The 20,767-nt window shown below is 56.3% G+C and carries 13 protein-coding genes; 2 read left to right on the top strand and 11 right to left on the bottom strand.

Annotated features, from left to right (window positions below; all coding sequences use genetic code 11):
- Positions 1 to 36 precede the first annotated feature (36 nt).
- A complete protein-coding gene (locus tag F0Q32_RS17420) occupies positions 37 to 2,073 on the bottom strand; it encodes an AsmA family protein (RefSeq protein ID WP_370516890.1) in 2,037 nt (678 codons plus the stop codon).
- An 88-nt stretch (positions 2,074 to 2,161) separates the two neighbouring features.
- Positions 2,162 to 2,935, bottom strand: coding sequence for a cyclic-guanylate-specific phosphodiesterase (gene pdeH, locus F0Q32_RS17415; RefSeq protein ID WP_149464064.1), 774 nt, complete (start codon positions 2,933 to 2,935; stop codon positions 2,162 to 2,164).
- A gap of 203 nt (positions 2,936 to 3,138) precedes the next feature.
- Between pdeH and F0Q32_RS17410 the strand changes: the two genes are divergently transcribed.
- On the top strand, positions 3,139 to 4,068 hold the full coding sequence (locus F0Q32_RS17410) for a sugar kinase (RefSeq protein ID WP_188016882.1): 930 nt from the start codon (positions 3,139 to 3,141) through the stop codon (positions 4,066 to 4,068).
- A 110-nt stretch (positions 4,069 to 4,178) separates the two neighbouring features.
- Here the strand turns inward: F0Q32_RS17410 and F0Q32_RS17405 are convergent, their stop codons facing one another.
- From F0Q32_RS17405 to bcsR, 9 genes are all read right to left on the bottom strand, one after another.
- Positions 4,179 to 5,669, bottom strand: a complete 1,491-nt coding sequence (locus F0Q32_RS17405) for a pitrilysin family protein (protein WP_149464063.1) — start codon at positions 5,667 to 5,669, stop codon at positions 4,179 to 4,181.
- Between the two features lie 229 nt (positions 5,670 to 5,898).
- Positions 5,899 to 7,185, bottom strand: coding sequence for a dicarboxylate/amino acid:cation symporter (locus F0Q32_RS17400; protein WP_149464062.1), 1,287 nt, complete (start codon positions 7,183 to 7,185; stop codon positions 5,899 to 5,901).
- A 157-nt stretch (positions 7,186 to 7,342) separates the two neighbouring features.
- Complete coding sequence (hmsP, locus tag F0Q32_RS17395) at positions 7,343 to 9,346, bottom strand: biofilm formation regulator HmsP (protein ID WP_149464061.1); 2,004 nt, start codon at positions 9,344 to 9,346, stop codon at positions 7,343 to 7,345.
- A 266-nt stretch (positions 9,347 to 9,612) separates the two neighbouring features.
- Entirely contained in the window at positions 9,613 to 13,101 is a 3,489-nt protein-coding gene (bcsC, locus tag F0Q32_RS17390) for a cellulose synthase complex outer membrane protein BcsC (RefSeq protein WP_149464060.1), read from the bottom strand.
- Positions 13,083 to 14,189, bottom strand: coding sequence for a cellulose synthase complex periplasmic endoglucanase BcsZ (gene bcsZ / locus F0Q32_RS17385; RefSeq protein ID WP_149464188.1), 1,107 nt, complete (start codon positions 14,187 to 14,189; stop codon positions 13,083 to 13,085). Before bcsZ ends, bcsC begins: the two co-directional genes overlap by 19 nt.
- A gap of 6 nt (positions 14,190 to 14,195) precedes the next feature.
- The gene (gene bcsB / locus F0Q32_RS17380; RefSeq protein ID WP_149464059.1) at positions 14,196 to 16,508 is read right to left on the bottom strand and encodes a cellulose biosynthesis cyclic di-GMP-binding regulatory protein BcsB; all 2,313 of its coding nucleotides are present in this window, start codon (positions 16,506 to 16,508) and stop codon (positions 14,196 to 14,198) included.
- 13 nt (positions 16,509 to 16,521) lie between these two features.
- Complete coding sequence (gene bcsA, locus F0Q32_RS17375) at positions 16,522 to 19,140, bottom strand: UDP-forming cellulose synthase catalytic subunit (protein ID WP_149464058.1); 2,619 nt, start codon at positions 19,138 to 19,140, stop codon at positions 16,522 to 16,524.
- Positions 19,137 to 19,889 carry a cellulose biosynthesis protein BcsQ gene (bcsQ, locus tag F0Q32_RS17370; RefSeq protein ID WP_149464057.1) on the bottom strand — a complete coding sequence of 251 codons (753 nt, stop codon included), beginning with the start codon at positions 19,887 to 19,889 and terminating at the stop codon, positions 19,137 to 19,139. Before bcsQ ends, bcsA begins: the two co-directional genes overlap by 4 nt.
- Positions 19,890 to 19,899: 10 nt before the next feature.
- Positions 19,900 to 20,100, bottom strand: coding sequence for a cellulose biosynthesis protein BcsR (gene bcsR / locus F0Q32_RS17365; protein WP_015962571.1), 201 nt, complete (start codon positions 20,098 to 20,100; stop codon positions 19,900 to 19,902).
- A 172-nt stretch (positions 20,101 to 20,272) separates the two neighbouring features.
- On the opposite strand from bcsR, the gene F0Q32_RS17360 reads away from it, so the two are divergent.
- Positions 20,273 to 20,767: BcsE family c-di-GMP-binding protein (locus F0Q32_RS17360; RefSeq protein WP_255475413.1), on the top strand; the 495-nt coding region annotated here is incomplete at its 3' end.

Genomic DNA, 20,767 nt, shown 5'->3' with positions numbered 1-20,767 from the left:
GGCCGGGGTGAGGGCATCAGCGCGCACCGTCCAACATCAATGCTTCATCTGCGACAAAATCGTCTGGCACTGATTCACATCCCCTTCTGACGGCGAGATTAACGCCAGCAGCGCCGCTGCCGGTGTCACGAGCGTTGCCAGTGCAGCCGCCACCGCGCCGCGTGCAATCAATGGCCCGGCTTTCACACCTGCCTGCGGGTTCTTAAAGCTGCCGCGCACATACAGCGGTGAGCGCAGGGTAATGATGCGAATGCCCTTACTTTCCGGGTCAATCGTCAAATCGAGCTGCTCTGAGGCGAAACTGGCGGTGCCGGTGACGTTAATCAGCGCGTTTTCCGTATCAAAGGCAAAAATCTGTGGACGTGCCACGCCGTTCACAATATCGAGATTTGCCGCCGCGCAGTTTACCCGCACTTCGTCATCGCCAAAGATCTGCCCGACAATAAAGTTACCGACGTTAAGCCCGACAATTTCCATCAGGTTACGGCTGATAAGCCCATCGTTCATCAGTAGCTTCAGGTTACCGTTGCTGTTACCCAGCAGTGCGGCCACGGAATTCCCGGTGCCGCGGAATTGCGCATCGCCGTTCATCTCACCGAGCGTTTTCTGCATCAGCTCAACGTTAGGCATCAGCTCTTTCAATTTCAGACGGCGCGCCTGAATATCCGCCTGGCCACTCATGGGTTTACGATCACCTTCCAGATGGATATTGCCGCTGATAGTGCCGCCCGCCAGACCCAGTTTGATCGGCTGCAGGCGCAAATCGGCATTTTTGAGAATGATGTGCGTGGACAAATCGCTGATCGGCAACGTGCTGCCGTGCTCAATGCGACGCCCTTTAAAGCGCACATCCGCATCCATCACATTCCATTTGTCCGTTTCGAAGCGGTCATAAGGCAACACTTTGTCGGCAGGCTGTACTGTGGATTCCCCTTTTCGCGCCTCGGCGCTTTTCGCTTTCTGCGCGCCTTTTCCGGAATCCACGCCAATCAGCGGGCCTAAATCCGCCAGCCGAAGCTGACGCGATTCCAGGTCGCCTTCCAGTTTCGGGCGTGGTTTCCCGGTGGTATAGGTCAGCGAGCCGTGGATATCGCTATCACCGATGCGACCATTGAATTTACGATAGTCAAAGACAGACGACTTTTCGCTATCAATTTTCGCCACCAGCCGACCATCCGTTTCAAACGGCGGGGTGTCCGGCAGCAGTACGCCGGTGAGATCGTAGAGATCGCTCAGCGAGTCGCCAGAGAATTTAAGTTGCAGATCGACCCCGCCCATCTTCATCGGATCGTTAACCGCGCCAACAAACACCACTCGCGTATTGCCGGAGCGGAAATCGGCCTGCACCGGGAAAGGCTGTCCTTCACCACGCAGCGCCAGCATGCCGCCAATCTTACCCGTACCGGTGAGCGGTTCACCGCGATAGCGCCCCTGTGCTTTCAGGCCAAACACATAATCCCCGGCTTTGGCGTTATCGCCCTGACCTTTGCTGCCGGTCACTTCACTAAAAGGCAACGGTTTGCCAAGCGGATCGACCAGGATCTCAATATCTGCCTTGCTCACTTTGTCATCCACGGTAATGCGCCCGCGATCGAACAAAATATTATCCAGCCGGAATGACCACGCCGACGGCTGGGCGTTTTTATCGTCCTTACCGTCGCCGATGTTGAAGGTCCAGTTATTGTTTTTTTCAGAGAGGCGAATCAGGCGCGCGTCGGGTTGTTCCAGCTTAATCCACGGCAGCCAGACCGTTTTGGTCAGCAGCGCCAGCGGTGCCAGCGTGGCTTCTACGCGCGGAAGATGCACCATGGTGACATCCGGAATATCCGGCGGGTTGCCGAGCATGATGTCTTCAGCATGCACGTGCGGCCAGGGGATCCAGCTTCGCCAGCCGGTTTCCTGCTTCTGACGCTCCCACACCACACCAAGATCGCCGCGTATAGCGAAAGGCCGGTGCAGTTCAGTGGAGACTTTTTCATTGATGGTTGGCTTCAGCCGGTTCCAGTCGAAGGTCGCAATAATTATCACCAGCAGGATAATCAGGGCCACTAATACCCCTGCGGTGATGGCAATCGCTTTGCTTAATTTCGTCACGCTCGCTCCTTTTGTGAAATTCCTCACCTCTCATAAAGATAGCTGAGGGAGAAGAGAGCGGGATAAATCAGGAAAATGCTATCACCACATCGTCGAGCGTCTTCATGGGAACCGGGCGGGAAAGAAAGTAGCCTTGCGCTGCAAAAGCAGGCGAGTCCTGCACATCCTGCCACTCCTCCTGGGTCTCCACACCTTCCACGATCACGCCACGGCAGTAGCGATTCATCAGCTGTAATAGCATGGTGAAGAGATTGCGCCCCTCCGGGGTTTTACGCAGCATGATAAACAGGTCGCGGGCGACTTTGATGTAGTCGTAGCGCACTTCGCTGAGCGAGGAGAAGTTTGCCATGCCCGTGCCAAAATCGTCGAGCCACAGCGGGCCAAACTCGCAAATGGACGCATACGACGATTCCTGCGGCAGACGCGTGTGCTCAACTAATTCAAAACGCAGCCAGTCGAGCGGCTCGATCCTATTTTTTAGCGACTGATCCTGCTGCATCGCCATCAGCGTGGGGCCATCCACGTTGACCGACGCCAGGATCTGGTTCTGTGTAAAGAAATCCTGCTTCAGCATCAGCATGTGCAGTTGCTCTTTTAAGATCGCAATACGTTGGCTGACGGGCACTTCAGAGAAATAACGGTCGGGTGCTATGCGTTGAGAGGGATGGCTGGGATGCGTCACGACCGTCAGCACTTCAATCGCCATCAGGCGGCCTTCGGTGGTGTAGATGGGCTGGTAAGTGTAGGCGCGTTCACACTCCAGCCAGTAGTGCTGTGCCTGCAGATTCGCGAGACCTGGCTCAGGAATGCTCAACTGCGGGATGACCGGCGTTAACTTCATTTCAGCTTCCTGTTGCAATGAGGGATCGAATGGAACTCGTCAACAGGTTATCGGCGGGTTAAAGGAGAACTTTATGTGCAAAAATTTGCGCTAACACGCGCTAGCTCAAAAAAATAATGGAACGATGTTTTAATATAGTTGACCACTAAAACAGCGCAGCGCACACTAGCGCTAATATTCCGATTCAGATCAGGTTCACGACTATGTCTAAAAAAATTGCCGTGATTGGCGAATGCATGATTGAGCTGTCCGAGAAGGGCGCAGACGTAACCCGCGGCTTTGGCGGCGACACTTTAAACACATCAGTGTATATCGCGCGCCAGGTTGATTCTGCTGCGCTGCGCGTCGACTACGTCACCGCACTGGGCACCGATACGTTCAGCCAGCAGATGCTGGATGCCTGGAAAGCAGAAAACGTCGGTACCGGGCTGATTCAGCGCATGAGCAACCGCATGCCGGGCCTCTACTACATCGAAACCGACGATACCGGCGAGCGTACGTTCTATTACTGGCGTAACGAAGCGGCGGCAAAATTCTGGCTGGAAAGCGATGAAGCAGCCGCCGTTTGTGAAGAGCTGGCGACCTACGACTACCTCTACCTGAGCGGGATCAGCCTGGCGATTTTGAGCCCGACAAGCCGCGAAAAATTGCTCTCTCTGCTGCGCGAATGCCGCGCCAACGGCGGGAAAGTCATCTTCGACAATAACTACCGTCCGCGCCTGTGGGCCAGCAAAGAAGAGACTCAGCAGGTTTACCAACAGATGCTGGAATGCACCGACATCGCTTTCCTGACGCTGGACGATGAAGACGCGCTGTGGGGCGAGAAGCCGGTTGAAGAGGTGATTGCGCGTACCCATGCGGCAGGCGTGCAGGAAGTGGTGGTGAAACGCGGCGCCGACTCCTGTCTGGTGGCGATTGCAGGCCAGAACGTGGTGGATGTTCCTGCGGTGAAACTGCCAAAAGAGAAAGTTGTGGATACCACCGCAGCGGGCGATTCTTTCAGTGCGGGTTACCTGGCGGTACGTTTGACCGGCGGCGATGCGGTAGCGGCGGCGCAGCGTGGTCACCTGACCGCCAGCACCGTAATTCAGCATCGCGGCGCGATTATTCCGCGCGAGGCGATGCCGGCTTAACCCCTCACCCTAACCCTCTCCCTTAGGGAGAGGGGACGGATTGTGCCAAAGGTTAAACGTGTGCGGTTTTTCTCCCTCTCCCTCAGGGAGAGGGAGGGGTGAGGGTTGTTTTACTGCCCCGGCGGAATATCCGACACGTCCTGGCGCACGTCATCCCCGCTTACCGGTTCTGCCGCCGCAGGCGCTGCCATTACGGTATCCCACGTGGCCTTCAGTTCCTTCATGTTATGCTCCGGTTCACCGGTAGGCTGCTGCAAAATCAGCGCCATATCCTGCGACAGCTGGCTGCGCAGATCCTGGTTCACCATATCGAGCGTCAACGTATCAAGGAAGTTCTGGCGCAGTTGCTGATACTGCTCTGGCGCAATATCCACCACCTGATTCTGCAATGAACGCATACGCTGGCTCATCAGCACATCAGTGTCGGTGCGGGCATAAGTCGCGAACAGTTTTTGCAGCTCCAGCTTTTTCTGCGCGACCAGCGCGTCAAACTCTTCGACCGGCAAACCCTTTTCACGAACTTCCGCCAGCTCTTTCGCCACCACGCCAAGGTTACCGTCGAGCTTATCGCCCGGGGAATCCAGGTTGATGGAACACTGGGCGCGCAGGTACAGCACCCGGCAATCAAAGCCTAATGCGATGTCTTTCGCGTTGTTTTTGCTCAGTTTCTGTTGAACGTGCCAGAACAGCGCTTCACGCGCGAGGTCCGCACGCCAGTAACGCAGCATCGCCGCAGATTCGCGGATGGGCTGCCATGGGGTATCCCACATCAGCGACAGACGATCCTGGGTGACGTTTTTGGTCATGATACTGACCGCTTCCGGGCGCAGCGGCGAAAGCGTCGGCACGGCCGCAGGCGTTTCACGCTTGCCCTTCAGCTCGCCGAAGGTTTTGTTGATTTGCTCGGCAACCGTGCGGCTATCGACGTTGCCGACCACAATCAGGGTCATCGCATCCGGCGTGTACCATTTCTGGTAGAACGCTTTCACCTGCCCGGCATCCACCGGGCGCTTCAGCGGCTCTGCCGGGTCGTGGCCCAGCATGGTGGAACCTTTCAGGCGATAGCGCCACCAGCCATCTTTGGTATCCTGCGGCCAGGTTGCCACCATATCCTGCGTACTCAACGCATGTTCTATCGTCTGCGGCGTAATTGAGACACTGCCGCCGGCGCTGGCAAGCCAGGAGAGCGACTCTTTCAGTAAGTCTGTGCGGTTGTTCGGCAGGCTTAAATTGAAGTGGGTGTAATCATAGGAAACGATCGCGGGCGGCAGCGGCCGTTTCGGGTCGATGCCCTGCTGCCACAGAGAGCGAGCCTGCATCGGTTGTAAGCTTCCGCTTTGCGTCAGCGCAATGCGGGGAATGAGATGGCTGTAGCCGGTTTGTTGCGCGCTTTCAGAGAGCGAGCCGATATTCACCACCAGCCGGATTTCAACGCGATCGCTGGGACGCTGAGGCGTGGAAAGTACCTGCCACTGAAAACCATTAGCCAGGGTCCCCTGTTGCCAGGCGGGATCGGGCTGTAGCGCCTCTGCCTGCACATAACCCGCTGTCGCCATCATCAGCAAACTGCCAGCTAAGAGTCGAATTTTTGTGCCCTGCATGTAAACCCCTGATGAACGTTCCTGGTTACAAAGGCAATCCACACGTCGTGGTTGCCGAAAAGAATGTCGTAAACACGTCTGTTTGACCACACGATCGTCAAAACGTCACATCGCTACGAAAAATAATGTCTTACGATAGCATGACATCGTCGCCTGCAATGTGCGACGCCGCCTAATTATGCGCAGGAGCCCGCACTCCAGCAAGGGAGTACGGGCTTAAGATGAGGATTTAAGAGGATAATTCGTGCGATTTGTTGGCAGGCGTACGATTATTCAGCACATCATCCAGTTGTTGCTGGTCGAGCTGCTTAACGCGTTTCGCCACCACAATCGTTGCCACGCCGTTACCAATCAGGTTGGTCAGCGCGCGCGCTTCCGACATAAAGCGGTCGATACCCAGAATCAGAGCCAGGCCCGCGACCGGTAAATGCCCAACGGCGGAGATGGTTGCCGCCAGCACGATAAACCCGCTTCCGGTGACACCCGCCGCCCCTTTAGAGGAGAGCAACAGCACCACCAGCAGGGTGATCTGATGGAAAATATCCATGTGGCTGTTGGTTGCCTGGGCGATAAACACCGCCGCCATCGTCAGATAGATAGAGGTGCCGTCGAGGTTGAACGAGTACCCCGTCGGTATCACCAGCCCCACCACCGATTTCTTACAACCCAGCTTCTCCATCTTGTCCAGCATACGCGGCAGCGCCGATTCGGAAGAAGACGTGCCCAGAACAATCAGCAGTTCCTCACGGATGTAGCGGATGAACTTGAAGATGCTGAAGCCAGTGGCTTTGGCGATAGAACCGAGTACCACCACCACGAACAAAATACAGGTGATGTAGAAGCAGATGATCAACTGGCCGAGTTGCACCAGCGTGCCCACACCGTACTTACCAATGGTGAAGGCCATGGCCCCGAACGCCCCGATAGGCGCCAGACGCATGATCATGTTGATGATGCCGAAGATAACCTGCGAGAAGCTCTCGATAACGTTAAAAATCAGCTGGCCTTTGCTGCCCAGACGGTGCAACGCAAAGCCGAACAGCACCGCAAACAGCAGCACCTGCAGTATGTTACCGCTGGCAAACGCGCCAATTACACTGGAAGGGATGATATCCAATATGAAAGCAACAATGCCCTGATCCTTCGCCTGCTCGGCGTACACGGCAACCGCGCCCGCATCCAGACTCGCCGGATCCACGTTCATGCCCGCACCGGGTTGCACCAGGTTAACAATAATCAGACCAATAATCAGCGCAATGGTACTGACCACTTCGAAGTAGAGTAGCGCCACCGCACCGGTACGCCCTACCGCCTTCATGCTTTCCATCCCGGCAATACCGGTCACGACGGTACAAAAGATGACAGGCGCGATGATCATTTTAATCAGCTTAACGAACGCGTCGCCAAGCGGTTTCATTTGCGCGCCTAACTCAGGGTAGTAGTGGCCCAACAGCACACCGATGACGATGGCGGTCAGAACCTGCACGTAGAGGCTTTTGAAGAAAGAGGTTTTCATAGGATGTCCTTAAGATAAAACCACAAACCAGGTAGGGGATTACCCAACTTGTGACCTCAAAATAACACCCGCGAAACATTACGGAAATATATATAGCTACATTTGCAACTGAATTGTTAAAAACCTTGAGCTGACTCGCACAACTGCAAAATCATTTTCAATCGGGTTTCACCGCCGACTTCGGCAGGTAGTCCTGCTCAAAACTTTCCGGTGACACCGCACGCGCAAACAGGAAACCCTGTAACACATCGACATTCGCCGCCTTCAGCCAGTCATATTGTGCCTGCGTTTCCACCCCCTCCGCCACCAGCCGCAGATGCAAGCTACGTGCGAGCTGAATAATCGCCGCCACCATGCTGGCATCCTCCGGCAAGGTATCCACGAACAGCTTGTCGATTTTCAGGATGTCCACAGGCAGCGACTTCATATGCTGAAGCTGCTGGAGCCCCGCATAGCCCATACCAAAATCATCCAGCGCGATACGCACCCCGGCATTGCGCAACGGTCGCAGAATCGCTACAGCGGCTTTGGGATCGTCGATACTGCGGCTTTCCGTCACTTCCAGTACCAGCGTGCCAGGTGCTATGCGGTAGCGTTCGAGCAGCGCCAGCATATCCGGCACCATATTGTGATGCATCAGTTGCAGGGCAGAGAGATTGACCGACAGTGGCAGCATGATGCCGCGCTTCTGCCACGCAGAAAGCAGGCGACACGCCTCTTCCAGCACCCAATGGCCGACGGTCACCATCAGCCCGCAGGATTCAATGGTGTCGATCAGGTCGTTCGGTAATTCCCACTCACCATTCACCTGCTGCTGACGCAGCAACACTTCCGCGCTGCACACCGTTCCGGTCTCAGTATCGATTTGCGGCTGTAGCCAGATAGCAAACTGGTGGTGTTCCAGGGCCGAGAGAATGTCGCTCTCCTGCGTGAGGCGTTTTTGCGCTTTTTCCATCTGTTCCGGGTTAAAAAACTCAATCTGATTTTTACCCTTGCGGCGCGCACTGAAGGCCGCCGAAATCGCGCGACGATAGAGTTGTTCGGCGCTCAACCCGCCTTCGAACATGGCAATACCGACGCTTGCAGTTGGGCGCAGTTGAATCCCCTGCAACGGCAAACGCTCATTCATGACAGTGAGTACTTGCTGACCTAATGTGATGGCGTGCCACGGTTCGGTAACACCTTCGGCCAGAATGGCGAAGTCATAGGCGCTGACCTGCGCCAGTACCATGCGCGGCGAGATCACCTGTTTCAGCTTCTCAACCAGGGTCAGCAACAGCATTTCGCGCTGCTCTTCTTTCAGGACGCCCGCCGTGTCCTGCAGGGTTTCACAGGCCACCATCAACAGCGCGGTGGTTTTCTGCTGGCTCACGGTTCGCTCAAGCAACGCCAGTAAGAAGGCTTTGTTGGGTAATTCGGACACCGGGAAACGCGTTGCGCGGCTGCAAAGCTCATCATACTGGCGCAACGCAAGTTGCTGATGGCGGTTGTAACTGCGCACCATTTTGCCGATTTCATCGTCGTGATGCAGACGCGGCAGGGCGAGTTGATGGCCAACGCGCTCTTCCGGCGAGAGGTCGTTCAGTTCATTGGCAATCGCACGTAGCGGACGCACAATCAGGCGGTTGATACTCCATGTCAGCGCCACGGTGAGGATCAGCACCAAAAGTAAGTAAGCAGTCACTAACGTAGCAAGGGCGCTCATCACGAATTTGTACATACGGTACGAATCGGACTGAAGCACCAGATAAGCCAGCGGCTGTGGGTTTGCCGGGCGTTCCAGCGAATAGAGCGGTAGCGAAATCTGTACTGGCAGCTCAAAAATACGGGTGATCATCACCGGAACCGGGCGTTCCGGAATAAAGCTCATGCGCAGCGCCTGGAACTGGTTAGGCAACACCACATCGGCCCGGCTCACAATGCCGGAAGGCTGAATGCGGCCAAGAATGGTTTCCGCTTCCGGAATATCGGCCTTGAGAATGGCCGCAGAAAGCGGCTGGCGAACGGAACGGGCGATGCTTTCAAGTTGCGTGGCCGTGTTATAGCGGTTCTGCTGCACAAAGTGAAAAAGCAGAATGAAACAAAAGACAAACACGAACACCATGGTTACGCCTGCAACCATTGCCATTTGTTTGATCGTAAGTGAACGGCTGACGCGCAAAAGAATTCTCCACTAAAAACTTAACGCACTGCCCGTCATGAGGATAACGAGGTCGATGACAAAGTCAAAAGGTGACCAAAAGGAACAGGCCGACAAAACGACGATCCACAACAGAAAGCACAAACGTCTTACTGTGCAGATATCAGATGCGCAACAAAACAGGACAAAGCCCGCGATAACGTAACAAAGTATGACGTTTCGCGGGCCGATTATACGCTAAGAGGATGGAATTCGTGACAGTTGTCGGTTAATTTCAGCGATTAAAATCACCAGTCAGCGTATGGGACTAATGGCTGAGGCGGCATATCCAGATCGCCCTGCCAGCCTGCCGCCGAGTAACGCACATACAACAAGGCATGGCTTGGGGTGTAATCCTTAGCTTCCTGAATATCCACCGCCGCGCCAACGAACCAATTCGACGTCACCCGACGCTCTACCAGCGCACGCGCGGTGTAACCGAAGCCCTGACTGCTACCACCGCTGCTGCTATCCTGGCTGGCGTTTTCCCGCCAGTCGGTCGGAATCAGATTCATCAGCGGATAGCTGGCCTGCGATTTGGTACGTGAATGCGACCACGATACCGAACCGCCCAGCTCCCACGACCAGTTTTCTGTCCGTTGACGCCAGGTCACCGGCACGGCAAACGACACATACTCTTGCGGGCTGTAGTATCCCCCCTGGCCCAGAGTATAGCCGCTCAGATCCTTCTGATAATGCCAAATCATGTTGTTCAGACCGACCGTCACCCGGCGATTATTTTCGTTAATCACCTTGTAGTAGTAACCGGTCATCCAGCGCACGCGCCAGTTATCGTCAACGTTCTTACCGGTTAACTGATCTGCGCCCAGTGACGCCCATACGCCGTTGGCCTCGCCTTTGTCATAGCTCAGGCTGAGTACGCCGCCGTCGGCGCGTACCCCGCCCCATTTCTTGCCGGTGTGACCATCTTTGCTGTTATCCTGCTGGCCGCCGAAGGCCAACAGCGAGCTGGAGATTGGGCGACGATGACCTTCCAGGGTGTAACCAATCGGGCCCGCTTTGCTGCTGTAGCTCAGGCCACCGACCACATCCACCACATTGAAGCCCATCGGCGTGGTACCGATGTCGCCACTCCAGGTGTCGTTTTTCCAACCCACCGCTACGCTGACGCCGTTGTCATTCGAACTGGCACCGCCATGACAGGGGTGATCTTTAATGCCGCAGGTACCCCAGTCTGGCGCGTAGCTGCCGTCATTTTTGCGTGAAAAACTCCCGACATTCATGTCCACCCAATCGGAGCGGAAGAACATGCGTCCGTCTGAGAGCGGCGCATCCACCTGGAGCATGGTGGTATGTGCTTTCAGGGCCGAATACCCGCCCGTACCGCTGGAACCCCAGTAGTCATGCTCCAGCGTGACGTTGAGATCCTGCTGACGATAGAGGTCCGCGGCATCGCTGCGTACGCCGCGCTTGAGCCAGTCATCGCTGGCATCGTTGCGCGTCAGGCGGGTGAAGGTGTCGTTATCCTGCGGTCGCGTGGGCGTAATCCCGGTGGCGACCATCGTATCTTTATAGGTTTCCAGCGCCTGCTGCGGGTTGCCATCCTGCGCCTGGAAACGTGCGGCATCGCGCAGCACCAGCGCGCTGTCCATTGACGGCGGCTGAGATTTCGCCTGCTGCGCCAACGTATTAAAGGTATTCCGCGCTATTTCGTTATCGCCGAGCCCTGACTGCACCAGCGCAATACGCCGCTGCATGCCCATCGACGGCGCTTCGCCCGTGGTGGAGAGTTGCGCCAGTTGCGCACGCGCGGCAGCCTTATCGCCCTGCGCTAAATACAGCTCCGCCAGCCCCAGTCGCGCATCGTCATTTTGCGGCTCCTGGCTCAGTACCTCGTTGTAGAGCGCAATAGCCTGCGACGCATCGCCGCGCTGCTGCGCCCAGTCGGCGAGGGTCAACGTGATGCGCGTAGACGCGGGTTGTTTGCGCAAAAGCGCAATGGCTTGTTTCTCCTGACCGGCGTCACGCAGCCGGTTTGCCTCCTGCATCGTTTTGGCGAATTGCAGGCGGTCTGAGAGTTCCTGAATGTTGCTGTTCCACTGACTGCGCGGCAGCGTCCCTAAATGGGAAATGGCAGCAGCATCGCGTTCAGTGCTGGAGAGATACAGACTGTAGGCGTAAACCTGATCCGGATCTTTTGCCTGCTTCTGCGCCAGATTGCGCATCAGCGAATCGGCTTCACCGCGCTTGCCCGCGCTGTCGAGGTCTTTCGCCAGGCGATAGGTTATCCACACGCTGTCCGGGTTGAGCGCCAGGCGCTGACGCTGCACCTCGGCGGCCTGCGCCCACTGGCCTTTGTTCTCAAGCGCTTCGGCCTGCTGTTCAAGGCGATCGTTGGTCAGACCGCGCTCAATATCATCAATACTGCGACGTTGTGCCGCTGGTAACGATTGAATGTAAGCGGTCGCTTTCTCGGGAGACTGCGCCCGATAGACATTCGCCAGCCCGCGTACCGCGAGATTATTATCCCGGTCCATACGCAGCGTTTGTTTGTAGTAGCCTTCCGCCGTCGGGTAATCCTTCCGTGCAGCGGCCACGTCGCCCAGCCCAAGAATGGCGTAGCTGTCGCTGTTATCCACCCGCTGCGCCTGCTGGTAATAGGTTTGCGCCTGCGCCGGATTGTTTGCCTTCAACGCCGCGTCGCCCTGCTGAATCAGCAGCCAGTAGCGGTTGGTTTTCAGCAGGCTATCCCACTTGCTGCGGCTGGAGTTTTGCGGGTCGAGGGCAATCGCTTTTTGAAGTTGCGCGACTGCGCGTGCGCGGTCACCTTTCTGTGAATAGGCTTCACCGAGCGTGCCGATGGCGTCGGCATCCTTATTGTTTGTTGCAACAGCGCGTTGCAAATCGGCAATGGCTGACGCGGCATTCCCCGACGCCAGCGCAGCAGCGGCTTCACTCTTCGCGCGAACGGTTGGGTCAGACAGGGTTTTCTGTTGATCCGCCAACAATCCACGGGCGTTATCCGCCTGCTCACCGGTTGTGAAAATTTGCAGGAAACGCTGAAGCGACTGGACGCTCGCCTGGCTCGGCGGCTGATCCTTAATGGCGTTGAACCAGACATCGCCCGCTTCATTGCGCCCGTTGGACGATTTCGCCATCTGTTCCAGTACGGCAAACGCGTCGTCACGACGGTTATCCGCCAGCAGGGTGCGCGCCAGGGTGGATTGCAAGGTGACGTTGCCCGGCATCTGTTTATTGAGCGCCTGTAAACGTGTCACCGCGTCATTGTGCCGCGCCGGGATTTTGAGCGCCGTGGCCCAATACTCCACCGCGTAATCTCCATCCGGCGGCGGGCCGTTAAACGCTTTCTCATAGGCGGCGATGGCTTCGTCGGCGTGACCGGTGGTCGCCAGCAGACGCGCCTGTTGCAGCGCCTGGCGACCTTCCGCTGAATTCAACAAAAGCTCTGTACGCGAAGCGTTGTATTCCGTTGAATTGGGCGCGAGGCTTTTTAGTCGTTCAAGCTGTTTCTGCGCCCCGGCGGTATCGCCCTGACGCAGCATGTAACGCAACCGCGCAGCAAGCACCTGCGGATTATTCGGGTCGATCAGTTCCAGGCGATACAACGACTGCTGCACGATATCTTCGCGCTTGCTGGATTCCCCCAACCGCACCTGATTAAGCAATTGTTCCTGCGCTGAGGGCGCGGCGTAACTCGCCGGAGCCAGCGTAATACCTAAAGAGAGAGTGAGTAAACTTAGTGTGAACTTGCGCATTCCTGGCCCCAGTCAGGTAGTAATTCACCGCGGGCGCTGAAGCGAAAACGGTGTTGGTCCCAGCCCTGGCCAAAGAGGGTCAGGACATAGCTGTAATAGGCGTCTGCGCCAGGGAAATTGTCGGCCACGCGCTGACGCTGAACGGCTTGCGCGTCACGATCCTGCAGGAACGGCAGCAGCGAGGCGGAGAAGCCCACCGGGCCATTGCCGGTCACTTTGCCGGTGAGGGTGTCGACTTTTTCCGGCGGAACGCCTTCGCGGGCGGTCTGCGCCGCCATCGCTTTAAATCGGGTTATCAGACGGGCTTTTTGCGGGTCGCTGTTATGCATCATGCCCACCCACAAATAGACGCGGATGGCGTCATAGCTGCCCACCAGCGGCGTTTTGCTCTGCTTCTGCCAGCCCTTGCCTTTCTCGTAATTCACCCAGTCCGGCGAATAGCCTTTAGTGGCGGTTTCCATCAGCAGGCGCTGGTTAGTTTCACGCAGCGTCGTCCACGGCGCGCCGAAGCGGGTGAAGTAGCTCGCCAGCTGTGGCGGCAGGTAGCTTGGGTTAAAGCGCCAGCTGCTGGCCTCGGCAAAACCAATTTTGCCCGGCAGCAGCATTGAGCCTAACCCCGGTACATTGACCACCTCTTCACGGGCGATGCGCGAGAGCAGCGATTTCCCGGTTTCGGTATAGTTCGCGTTCTTCCACAGGCGGCCAGCTTCCAGCAGCGACCAGGCAATCCAGACGTCAGAATCGGACGCGGAGTTGGTATCCAGCACCGTCCACGCGTTGTCGTCTTTCTTGCCCCACAGCCAGGCAGGCAGCGTGCTTTTCAGGTCACCCTGCGCCAGGTTGTTCTGCGTCCAGTCGAACAGTTTGCCGAACGTTTCGCGATCGTTGGCCGCCAGCGCGAAGAACAGCGCATAGCTCTGCCCTTCGGAGGTGGTAATTTTGCGCGCATCGCTCGGGTCGATAACGCGCCCTTCGGCACTGACATAGTCTTTTTTGAACTGATCCCAGGCAGGCCAGTTACAGGCCGCCTGGGCCTGTATCATCGTGCCCAGCGCTAACAGCAAAACTACCCAGCGTACGCTTTTCATCACGGCTTACTCGTCTTCAGGGTCCAGTCGACGGCGGCTGATAATGCGCAGCAGTCGCCACAGCACCCACGCCAGCAATACGATGCTGATAGCGGCAAACAGCGCCAGCAGAATCGGATGGTTAGAGAGGGCAAACCACAGACGCTCGAACCATGGCAGGTGACCGACGTAGTACACATCGCCCACGCGCAGGCTGTTCACGCCCGATTCGCGAATAACAGAAACAGAACCAAACATGGCTGCGCGCTTGCCGCTGTCGTTCAGCGCACCGTTCAGCAGTTCATAACCGCGTGGGCTGTCCGCCAGTAGCGCAACCACGCTGCGCTGATCGTTATACGGCGACTGGAAGCCGACTATCGCCGCCATCGGGCCGGATGAGGTGACGTCGGTCTGCACGTTCGGTTTACGTTCGTTTTCATCGAGATAGATGCTCGGCAGCTCATGATGACGCAGCGGCGTTTTCACCCAGCTCTTCGTGGCTTCAACCAGCAGGTCAATCTGCTTGTCGTTTTTCAGTTTTTCCGGAATGGAGCCAATCAGCAGCAGGTCGGTATCTTTGCCCTGAATGTCGCTACTTTCGTCGGCCAGGGTCACGTTCATCGCCGGGAAACCGGTTTGTGCGCCCATCTCGCCGACGGTATTCAGCAACGTGGTCACCTGTTCAACGGTCGGCGTTTTCGGCATCACCACGGTGGTATCGGAGAGATCCGCCATGCGGCTGAACGGGAAGCCCGCGTTGGCAAACGCGCGCAGGTCCGGCATCGCCAGGAAGTGATAATAGTTAGAGAAGTCGATCGTTGAGTCGTCGCCAATCACCACATGGTTCTGCACCGGCTGGAAGGTAATACAGTTGTCGATCGAGCCGCCTGGCATCGGGTTCATATACTGGAAGTCGAAACGCAACTGGTTCATTGCGCCGAGACGCAGTGCCGGAATAGTCACTTCGTTTTTACCGTCAACCAGCCCCTGCAATACCGGCAGACGCAGCAGCAGGCTGCTCACTTCCTGCGTGCTGTTGAGGTTAAACGACTGTAAGAACTGATCGTTCAGGCTGATATCCATTCGCGAACTGTCTTTCACCGCAGGCATGGTAAAGCGATATTTGAGATCCATATCGATACCGTTGCTGCGCAGCAGGTAGAGATCCGGCGGCAGGTTCAGCGCCACGTTAATGGACGCCGGTTCCAGCCCGGTAGATTGCAGCTGTTGCTCGTAAGTTTTCAGCTCACCAAAAGTGACCGCGCGGTCAGTACGCACCCAGTTCGGCGCATCGTATGGCACACGCGCCAGCAGCGGTTTTACATCGTCCACCACCACGCTGTCGCCACGGAACAAGATATTGCCCTGAGCAATGCCCTTCGCCGCCATCAACAGATCTTTATCGTCGCGTCCCATGATCACCAGCAACTTAACGTAAGGATCGTTCGGGTGGTTGATCATTTCGATCGTCGGGGCTTTTACCGCCGGATGATCGCGCAGGAAATCAGGACGCTTGTCGTTGGTGGCAAAAACAATGGCATTTTTATCCGGTAGCGTGTTGTAGCTGACCGGGAAGGTCTGCCCACGCCAGCCCGCACGCGAACCAAACCACGAGGCGACAATGCCCGCCGCCTGCTGCTGTTGCAGATCCGGCGTCGCCGCAAACACGACAGGTAAAGTGAGCGGACGATTGTCGCGGGCATCGAAGAACGGCACCGGGAAGTGCGACAGATCGTTACGCACATTCAGCGCCTGATAGGTCAAATCCAGCGAACTGTTGCGGCCTACATCCAGCCAGACGGTGCTGTTAGCCGGGTTTTCACAGACGTCGCGATAGTGGCCGACAAACTCCAGGCGCACGCGGTTAAAATCGGTGATATAGAGCGGGTCGATAGGGATCTGCGCGCTGACCTTTTTCCCCAGTTGCTCTTTGGTGACCGGCAGCACATCCATCAGCTCTTCGTTCAGGTACACCTTCAGCTGCGACAGCACCGGCTGAAGCGACGGCGAAGGCGTATAGGTGAGATTCAGCAAGGCCTTCGACACAACTTCATCACTGCGCATACCGAATTCAATGGAGCCATTGGGATTCGCACCGCGCAGCACCATGCTGCCCGGCGGCGGCGCAATTTGCGCGAAGGTAAGTTTGACATCACGCGATGGCACGCTTTCCACCACCACCGGCGAGGCATCGGACGGCGCAGCAGCAGGCGTCGTCGCGCTCTCCTGAGCAGGCGGCATAACCGGCGTTGCGGTCGTCGGTTCAGACCAGGTTGTCGCAGGCAGCAAGCTGCCCATTCCCATCGCCACTGCACAAATCCAGGAGAGTTTTCTTTTCATCGTGTAATCATCATTATTGTTGAGCCATAACCGGCTGTGAGTGCGGCTGCACAGCTTCACGCTCAGGACGACGCGGGACAAAAGAAGCCACCCAGGCCACCAGCGAAGTGAGCGTACGGAAAATTACTTTTGCAAACGGTGGAGCAAATTCCGCCAGATGGCGGTAGCCCCGGAAACCGAGCTTGAGAATATCCAGCAGACTTTCCAGAGGTTTATCTTCCGGATAGCTGTCCTGCCAGAGCGCCCAGGTATCGGCGCGCGCGAAAGTACATTGAACAAAATCGATATGCTGACGGGTGGTCATCGGTAGCAGCTTCAGGCCGACTTCGTTGCCAATCACGCGCACCACCTGCGTCGGGAAGACGTACTCCTGCTGACCACGCTTAAGCAGCAGATTCACTTTCTGCTCTTCCAGCACCTGCGCATCACCGTTAATTTTGATCCCCACCCCGCCGTCGGAAAAATCATGCACCGTGCAGGAGAAGAGATGTCCGTCCTCGCGGGCAATCGCGCCAGGCATTTTGATCTCTACGCGATGCGAGCGGCGAACCTGTTTACTTTCAACCGACACGGCGACGGCGCCACCGAGGATAATCAGGTTATAGAAGACCCACACCAGGCTCACCCATACGGTGAGAATTTCATCTTCCGGGCCATACATATAGCGCCAGATACCGAACGCCACACCCACCAGATTGAGCAAAACAAGGTAGATGTAAGGCCGGGAAATCACCCAGTCGACATACTCCTCTTTTACCAGCCCACCTTTCGCAGTGACGTTGAATTTGCCTTTGTGCGGGTTAATCAACGCAACCAGCGTCGGCGGCGCGATATACCACGCCAGTACCGTTTCGTAGATTTCGCTCCAGAAGGAGTGGCGGTATTTGCCCTGAATCTTCGAGTTGGTCAGGCTGGCGTGGATCATGTGCGGCAGTACAAACAGCGCAATCATCAGCGCCGGCGCGTAAATGATGTAGGCGTGCAGCAACAGGAAAGCGAGCGGCGCGGTCAGGAAGATAAGCCGCGGCACGCCGGACAAGAAGTGGAACATGGCGTTGACGTAACAGAGGCGTTGCGCGAACTTTAACCCTTTGCCAAACAAGGGGTTATCCAGACGGAAGATTTGCACCATTCCGCGTGCCCAGCGAATACGTTGACCAATATGCGCAGATAAACTCTCGGTCGCCAGCCCCGCCGCCTGCGGAAGGCGCATATACGCAGACGTGTAGCCGCGACGATGCAAACGCAGCGAGGTGTGCGCATCTTCCGTCACCGTTTCAACGGCAATGCCGCCAATTTCATCCAGCGGTTTACGGCGGATGACGGCGCAGGAACCGCAGAAGAAGGTCGCATCCCACATGTCGTTACCGTCCTGCACCAGGCCGTAGAACAGCGTGCCTTCGTTCGGCGTTTTACGGAAGCGGCCCAGGTTGCGTTCAAACGGATCGGGCGAGAAGAAGTGGTGTGGCGTCTGCATCATCGCCAGCTTTTTATCCTTCAGGAACCAGCCCATGGTCATTTGCAGGAAGGAGCGGGTAGGCACGTGGTCGCAGTCGAAAATCGACACGAATTCGCCTTTCGCCAGTTTCAGCGCATTGTTGATATTCCCGGCTTTCGCATGCTCATGGGTGCTACGCGCGACGTACTCGACGCCGACATCTTTCGCAAACTGACGAAACTCAGGACGGTTGCCGTCATCCAGTATCCAGATTGACACTTTATCCTTCGGCCAGTCGATACCCAGCGACGCGTAGACCGTGTTCTTCACCACATTGAGGTCTTCGTTGTAGGTTGGCACAAAAATGTCGACCGTCGGCCACTGATTCATGTCTTTTGGCAACGGAACGGGCTGGCGGTTGAGCGGCCAGACGACCTGGAAATACCCCAGCACCAGCACTATCCACGCGTAGGTTTCAGCGAACAGCAGAATGAGGCCGCACACCAGGCTAACCGGGTCATTCCAGTTAAGCGTCGAGGTGTAGCGCCACCAGATATAGCGGCAGGAAACGGTAAGCGACAGTACAATCAGCATCAGCGCCGAGAAGCGCCCAGGAATGCGTCTGACCAGCAGCGCCACGCCCCACAGCAGCATCAGGAAGATGAACTGAGACAATGGGTTAAAGGGCTGCGTAATACAAATCAGCGCCAGCGCGAGCGACAGCGTCACCACCACGCCCAGCACAATACGGCGGATTTTCGGGTTGATGTGCGCCAGCTCTTTGTGGCTATCCAGGTGCCCGGTTCGCGCGTTGACCTTCGCCGGAATCGCCTCCACCCACTGATGATAGCGCCCCATCACGCCCTGCACCGCCGCAAGCGATCGCCAGCCAGGACGTTTAGCCGGTTCAGGCCGCTTCGTCGCCAGCAGCCACACGCTTTGCAGCAGATAGCGTAGCGGGTCGAGCGGACGCGGACGCTGGGCGTCAATATGGGGATAAAGCTCATCCTGGCGGGCGATCAGCCGCTGCCAGTTCGCCTGTTCAAGCGGAATAAACGCCCACACCAGCGCCACCCAAAAGCAGCCCAGCGATGCGCTAAAACGAGATGCGCCCGCGCGCCGATAACCCTGATAGCGCGCATGCAGGCGCGTATAGGCTTCCGGCGCAAACAGCCAGGCGCTCAGGCTTATCATGATGCGGACTCCTCAGGAGCGCGGACACCGGCGTAATGCAGCAGACACCAGCTCGCCAGCGTCAGGATCTCTTCCGCCGCCAGCGAGTCGTGACGATATTCGCCCAGCGGTTGTTTCGCCGCCATACTCTCGGCCATCGCTTCGTCACGATGCACGGCAATCGGCAGCAGGCGGCGCTGGGTTTGCAGCCATACCTGATAAAGATCTTCCTGGAGCTGACTGCCGACGCGCAGATCGTTAATCAGGATATGGGCATTCACCGGCAGCGCCTGCTGGTGCAGGCGCACGTGGCAGTTGGTGTCCGGCTGGACAATCATCAGCGTATGATGGCAGGCCGCCATCAGGGATTGCGTCCACGGATAAAAACCGTGCGGCAGGTCGAGGAGGATCCAGCGATACTCTCCCTGACGCTGGAGCGATTCGGTTATAGCGGTAATTTCCGCAAGCTGGTCCGCCAGCGACAGGACATTCTCGCGCTCGCCCGGCGTCAGCGCGCCAAACGGTAAAACGTCAATCAGCGAGGTATAACGCATCCCGGCATCGCGCCAGTCGGCTCCGTCAAGCACCGCACGCGCCCAGCCGCCTTTGTGGGCAATGTCGTCATTAAATGACAGGCGCAGCAAATTATCGGGGCAAGCATCAATCACCAGCACCGATTCGCCAAGTAGTTGTAATGACCAGGCTAGCGCTGCCGTAACGGAAGTGGTTCCCACTCCGCCACGCAAGCCCTGTAATCCCAGAATGGCCATTATGGCTTCCTTATTTTTGTTCGACTTTTTGTTCTGCAAACTCAGCCAGCAAAGGCCAACGCTTAAAGGCTGCGGCAAGTTGTTCGCGCTGAGAAATATCGGTGTAGTCTATATCCGGCAAAGAAAATGCCCGGCTCAATGCCAGGAAGTCATTCTGAAATGTATAACCGAGCGTCGAATCTGACGAAGTCATGGGTTCATTATCAGGCATTTTTGTCGATCCCTATGGAATAAACCAGGAACTACGCTACGGTGCTAAGTAAGCTTTTCCTGAAATTCGTTTACATGCTAAATCTGATGTTATTTAATTTCAATCTTAGGTTTATTCTGCTGCTTTCGCTAGTAAACTGATATGCAGGCTAATCAGCAAAAAGAAGGACACGATGAACCCCATATTTTCTATTGGTATTCAGTCATTATGGGACGAAGTCAGTCACATGCCCACCGGTGGTGTGTGGTGGATTAATACCGATCGCCATGAAGACGCTGTCAGCCTGCTCAACCAAACCCTTTCCGCGCAACCAAAAGAGGCGCGGGTCGCGGTGGTATGCATGGGTTCAGATCCAAAGAAAATCATAAAGTTAGACGAAGATTGCGGGCCTCAAAAAATAGATCTTTTTTCCATGCAGGAAAATGAAAGCAGTCTATACTTTATGCGCCGCGATTTACTCCGTTCTCTCGATCCTACAAATTTTCTGGTTGTAGTTTTATGCAGCAACAATGCATGGAAAAATATTCCTCCAGAAAAATTTCACGATTGGCTCAGTAAATCCAACAAGTGGGTAAAATATCATCGTTGTACTCTCTTGATTCTCAGCCCCGGAAACAATTCTGACGCCCAAACCTCGCGTTTGTTAGGGAAGGTGCGAATAAGCAGG

Origin of the sequence: Pseudocitrobacter sp. 73, from assembly GCF_008369545.1 — a bacterium.
Lineage (GTDB): Bacteria > Pseudomonadota > Gammaproteobacteria > Enterobacterales > Enterobacteriaceae > Pseudocitrobacter > Pseudocitrobacter vendiensis.
The sequence above is the reverse complement of the archived record's forward strand: the minus strand, read 5'-3'. Positions and strand labels throughout refer to the sequence as shown.

Excerpts from the sequence above, each read along its gene's own strand:
- bcsA (WP_149464058.1), bottom strand. The coding sequence starts at position 19,140 with ATGATAAGCCTGAGCGCCTGGCTGTTTGCGCCGGAAGCCTATACGCGC.
- bcsC (WP_149464060.1), bottom strand. The coding sequence starts at position 13,101 with ATGCGCAAGTTCACACTAAGTTTACTCACTCTCTCTTTAGGTATTACG.
- pdeH (WP_149464064.1), bottom strand. The coding sequence starts at position 2,935 with ATGAAGTTAACGCCGGTCATCCCGCAGTTGAGCATTCCTGAGCCAGGT.
- F0Q32_RS17405 (WP_149464063.1), bottom strand. The coding sequence starts at position 5,669 with ATGCAGGGCACAAAAATTCGACTCTTAGCTGGCAGTTTGCTGATGATG.
- bcsB (WP_149464059.1), bottom strand. The coding sequence starts at position 16,508 with ATGAAAAGAAAACTCTCCTGGATTTGTGCAGTGGCGATGGGAATGGGC.
- bcsQ (WP_149464057.1), bottom strand. The coding sequence starts at position 19,889 with ATGGCCATTCTGGGATTACAGGGCTTGCGTGGCGGAGTGGGAACCACT.
- bcsZ (WP_149464188.1), bottom strand. The coding sequence starts at position 14,189 with ATGAAAAGCGTACGCTGGGTAGTTTTGCTGTTAGCGCTGGGCACGATG.
- bcsR (WP_015962571.1), bottom strand. The coding sequence starts at position 20,100 with ATGCCTGATAATGAACCCATGACTTCGTCAGATTCGACGCTCGGTTAT.
- F0Q32_RS17410 (WP_188016882.1), top strand. The coding sequence starts at position 3,139 with ATGTCTAAAAAAATTGCCGTGATTGGCGAATGCATGATTGAGCTGTCC.
- F0Q32_RS17400 (WP_149464062.1), bottom strand. The coding sequence starts at position 7,185 with ATGAAAACCTCTTTCTTCAAAAGCCTCTACGTGCAGGTTCTGACCGCC.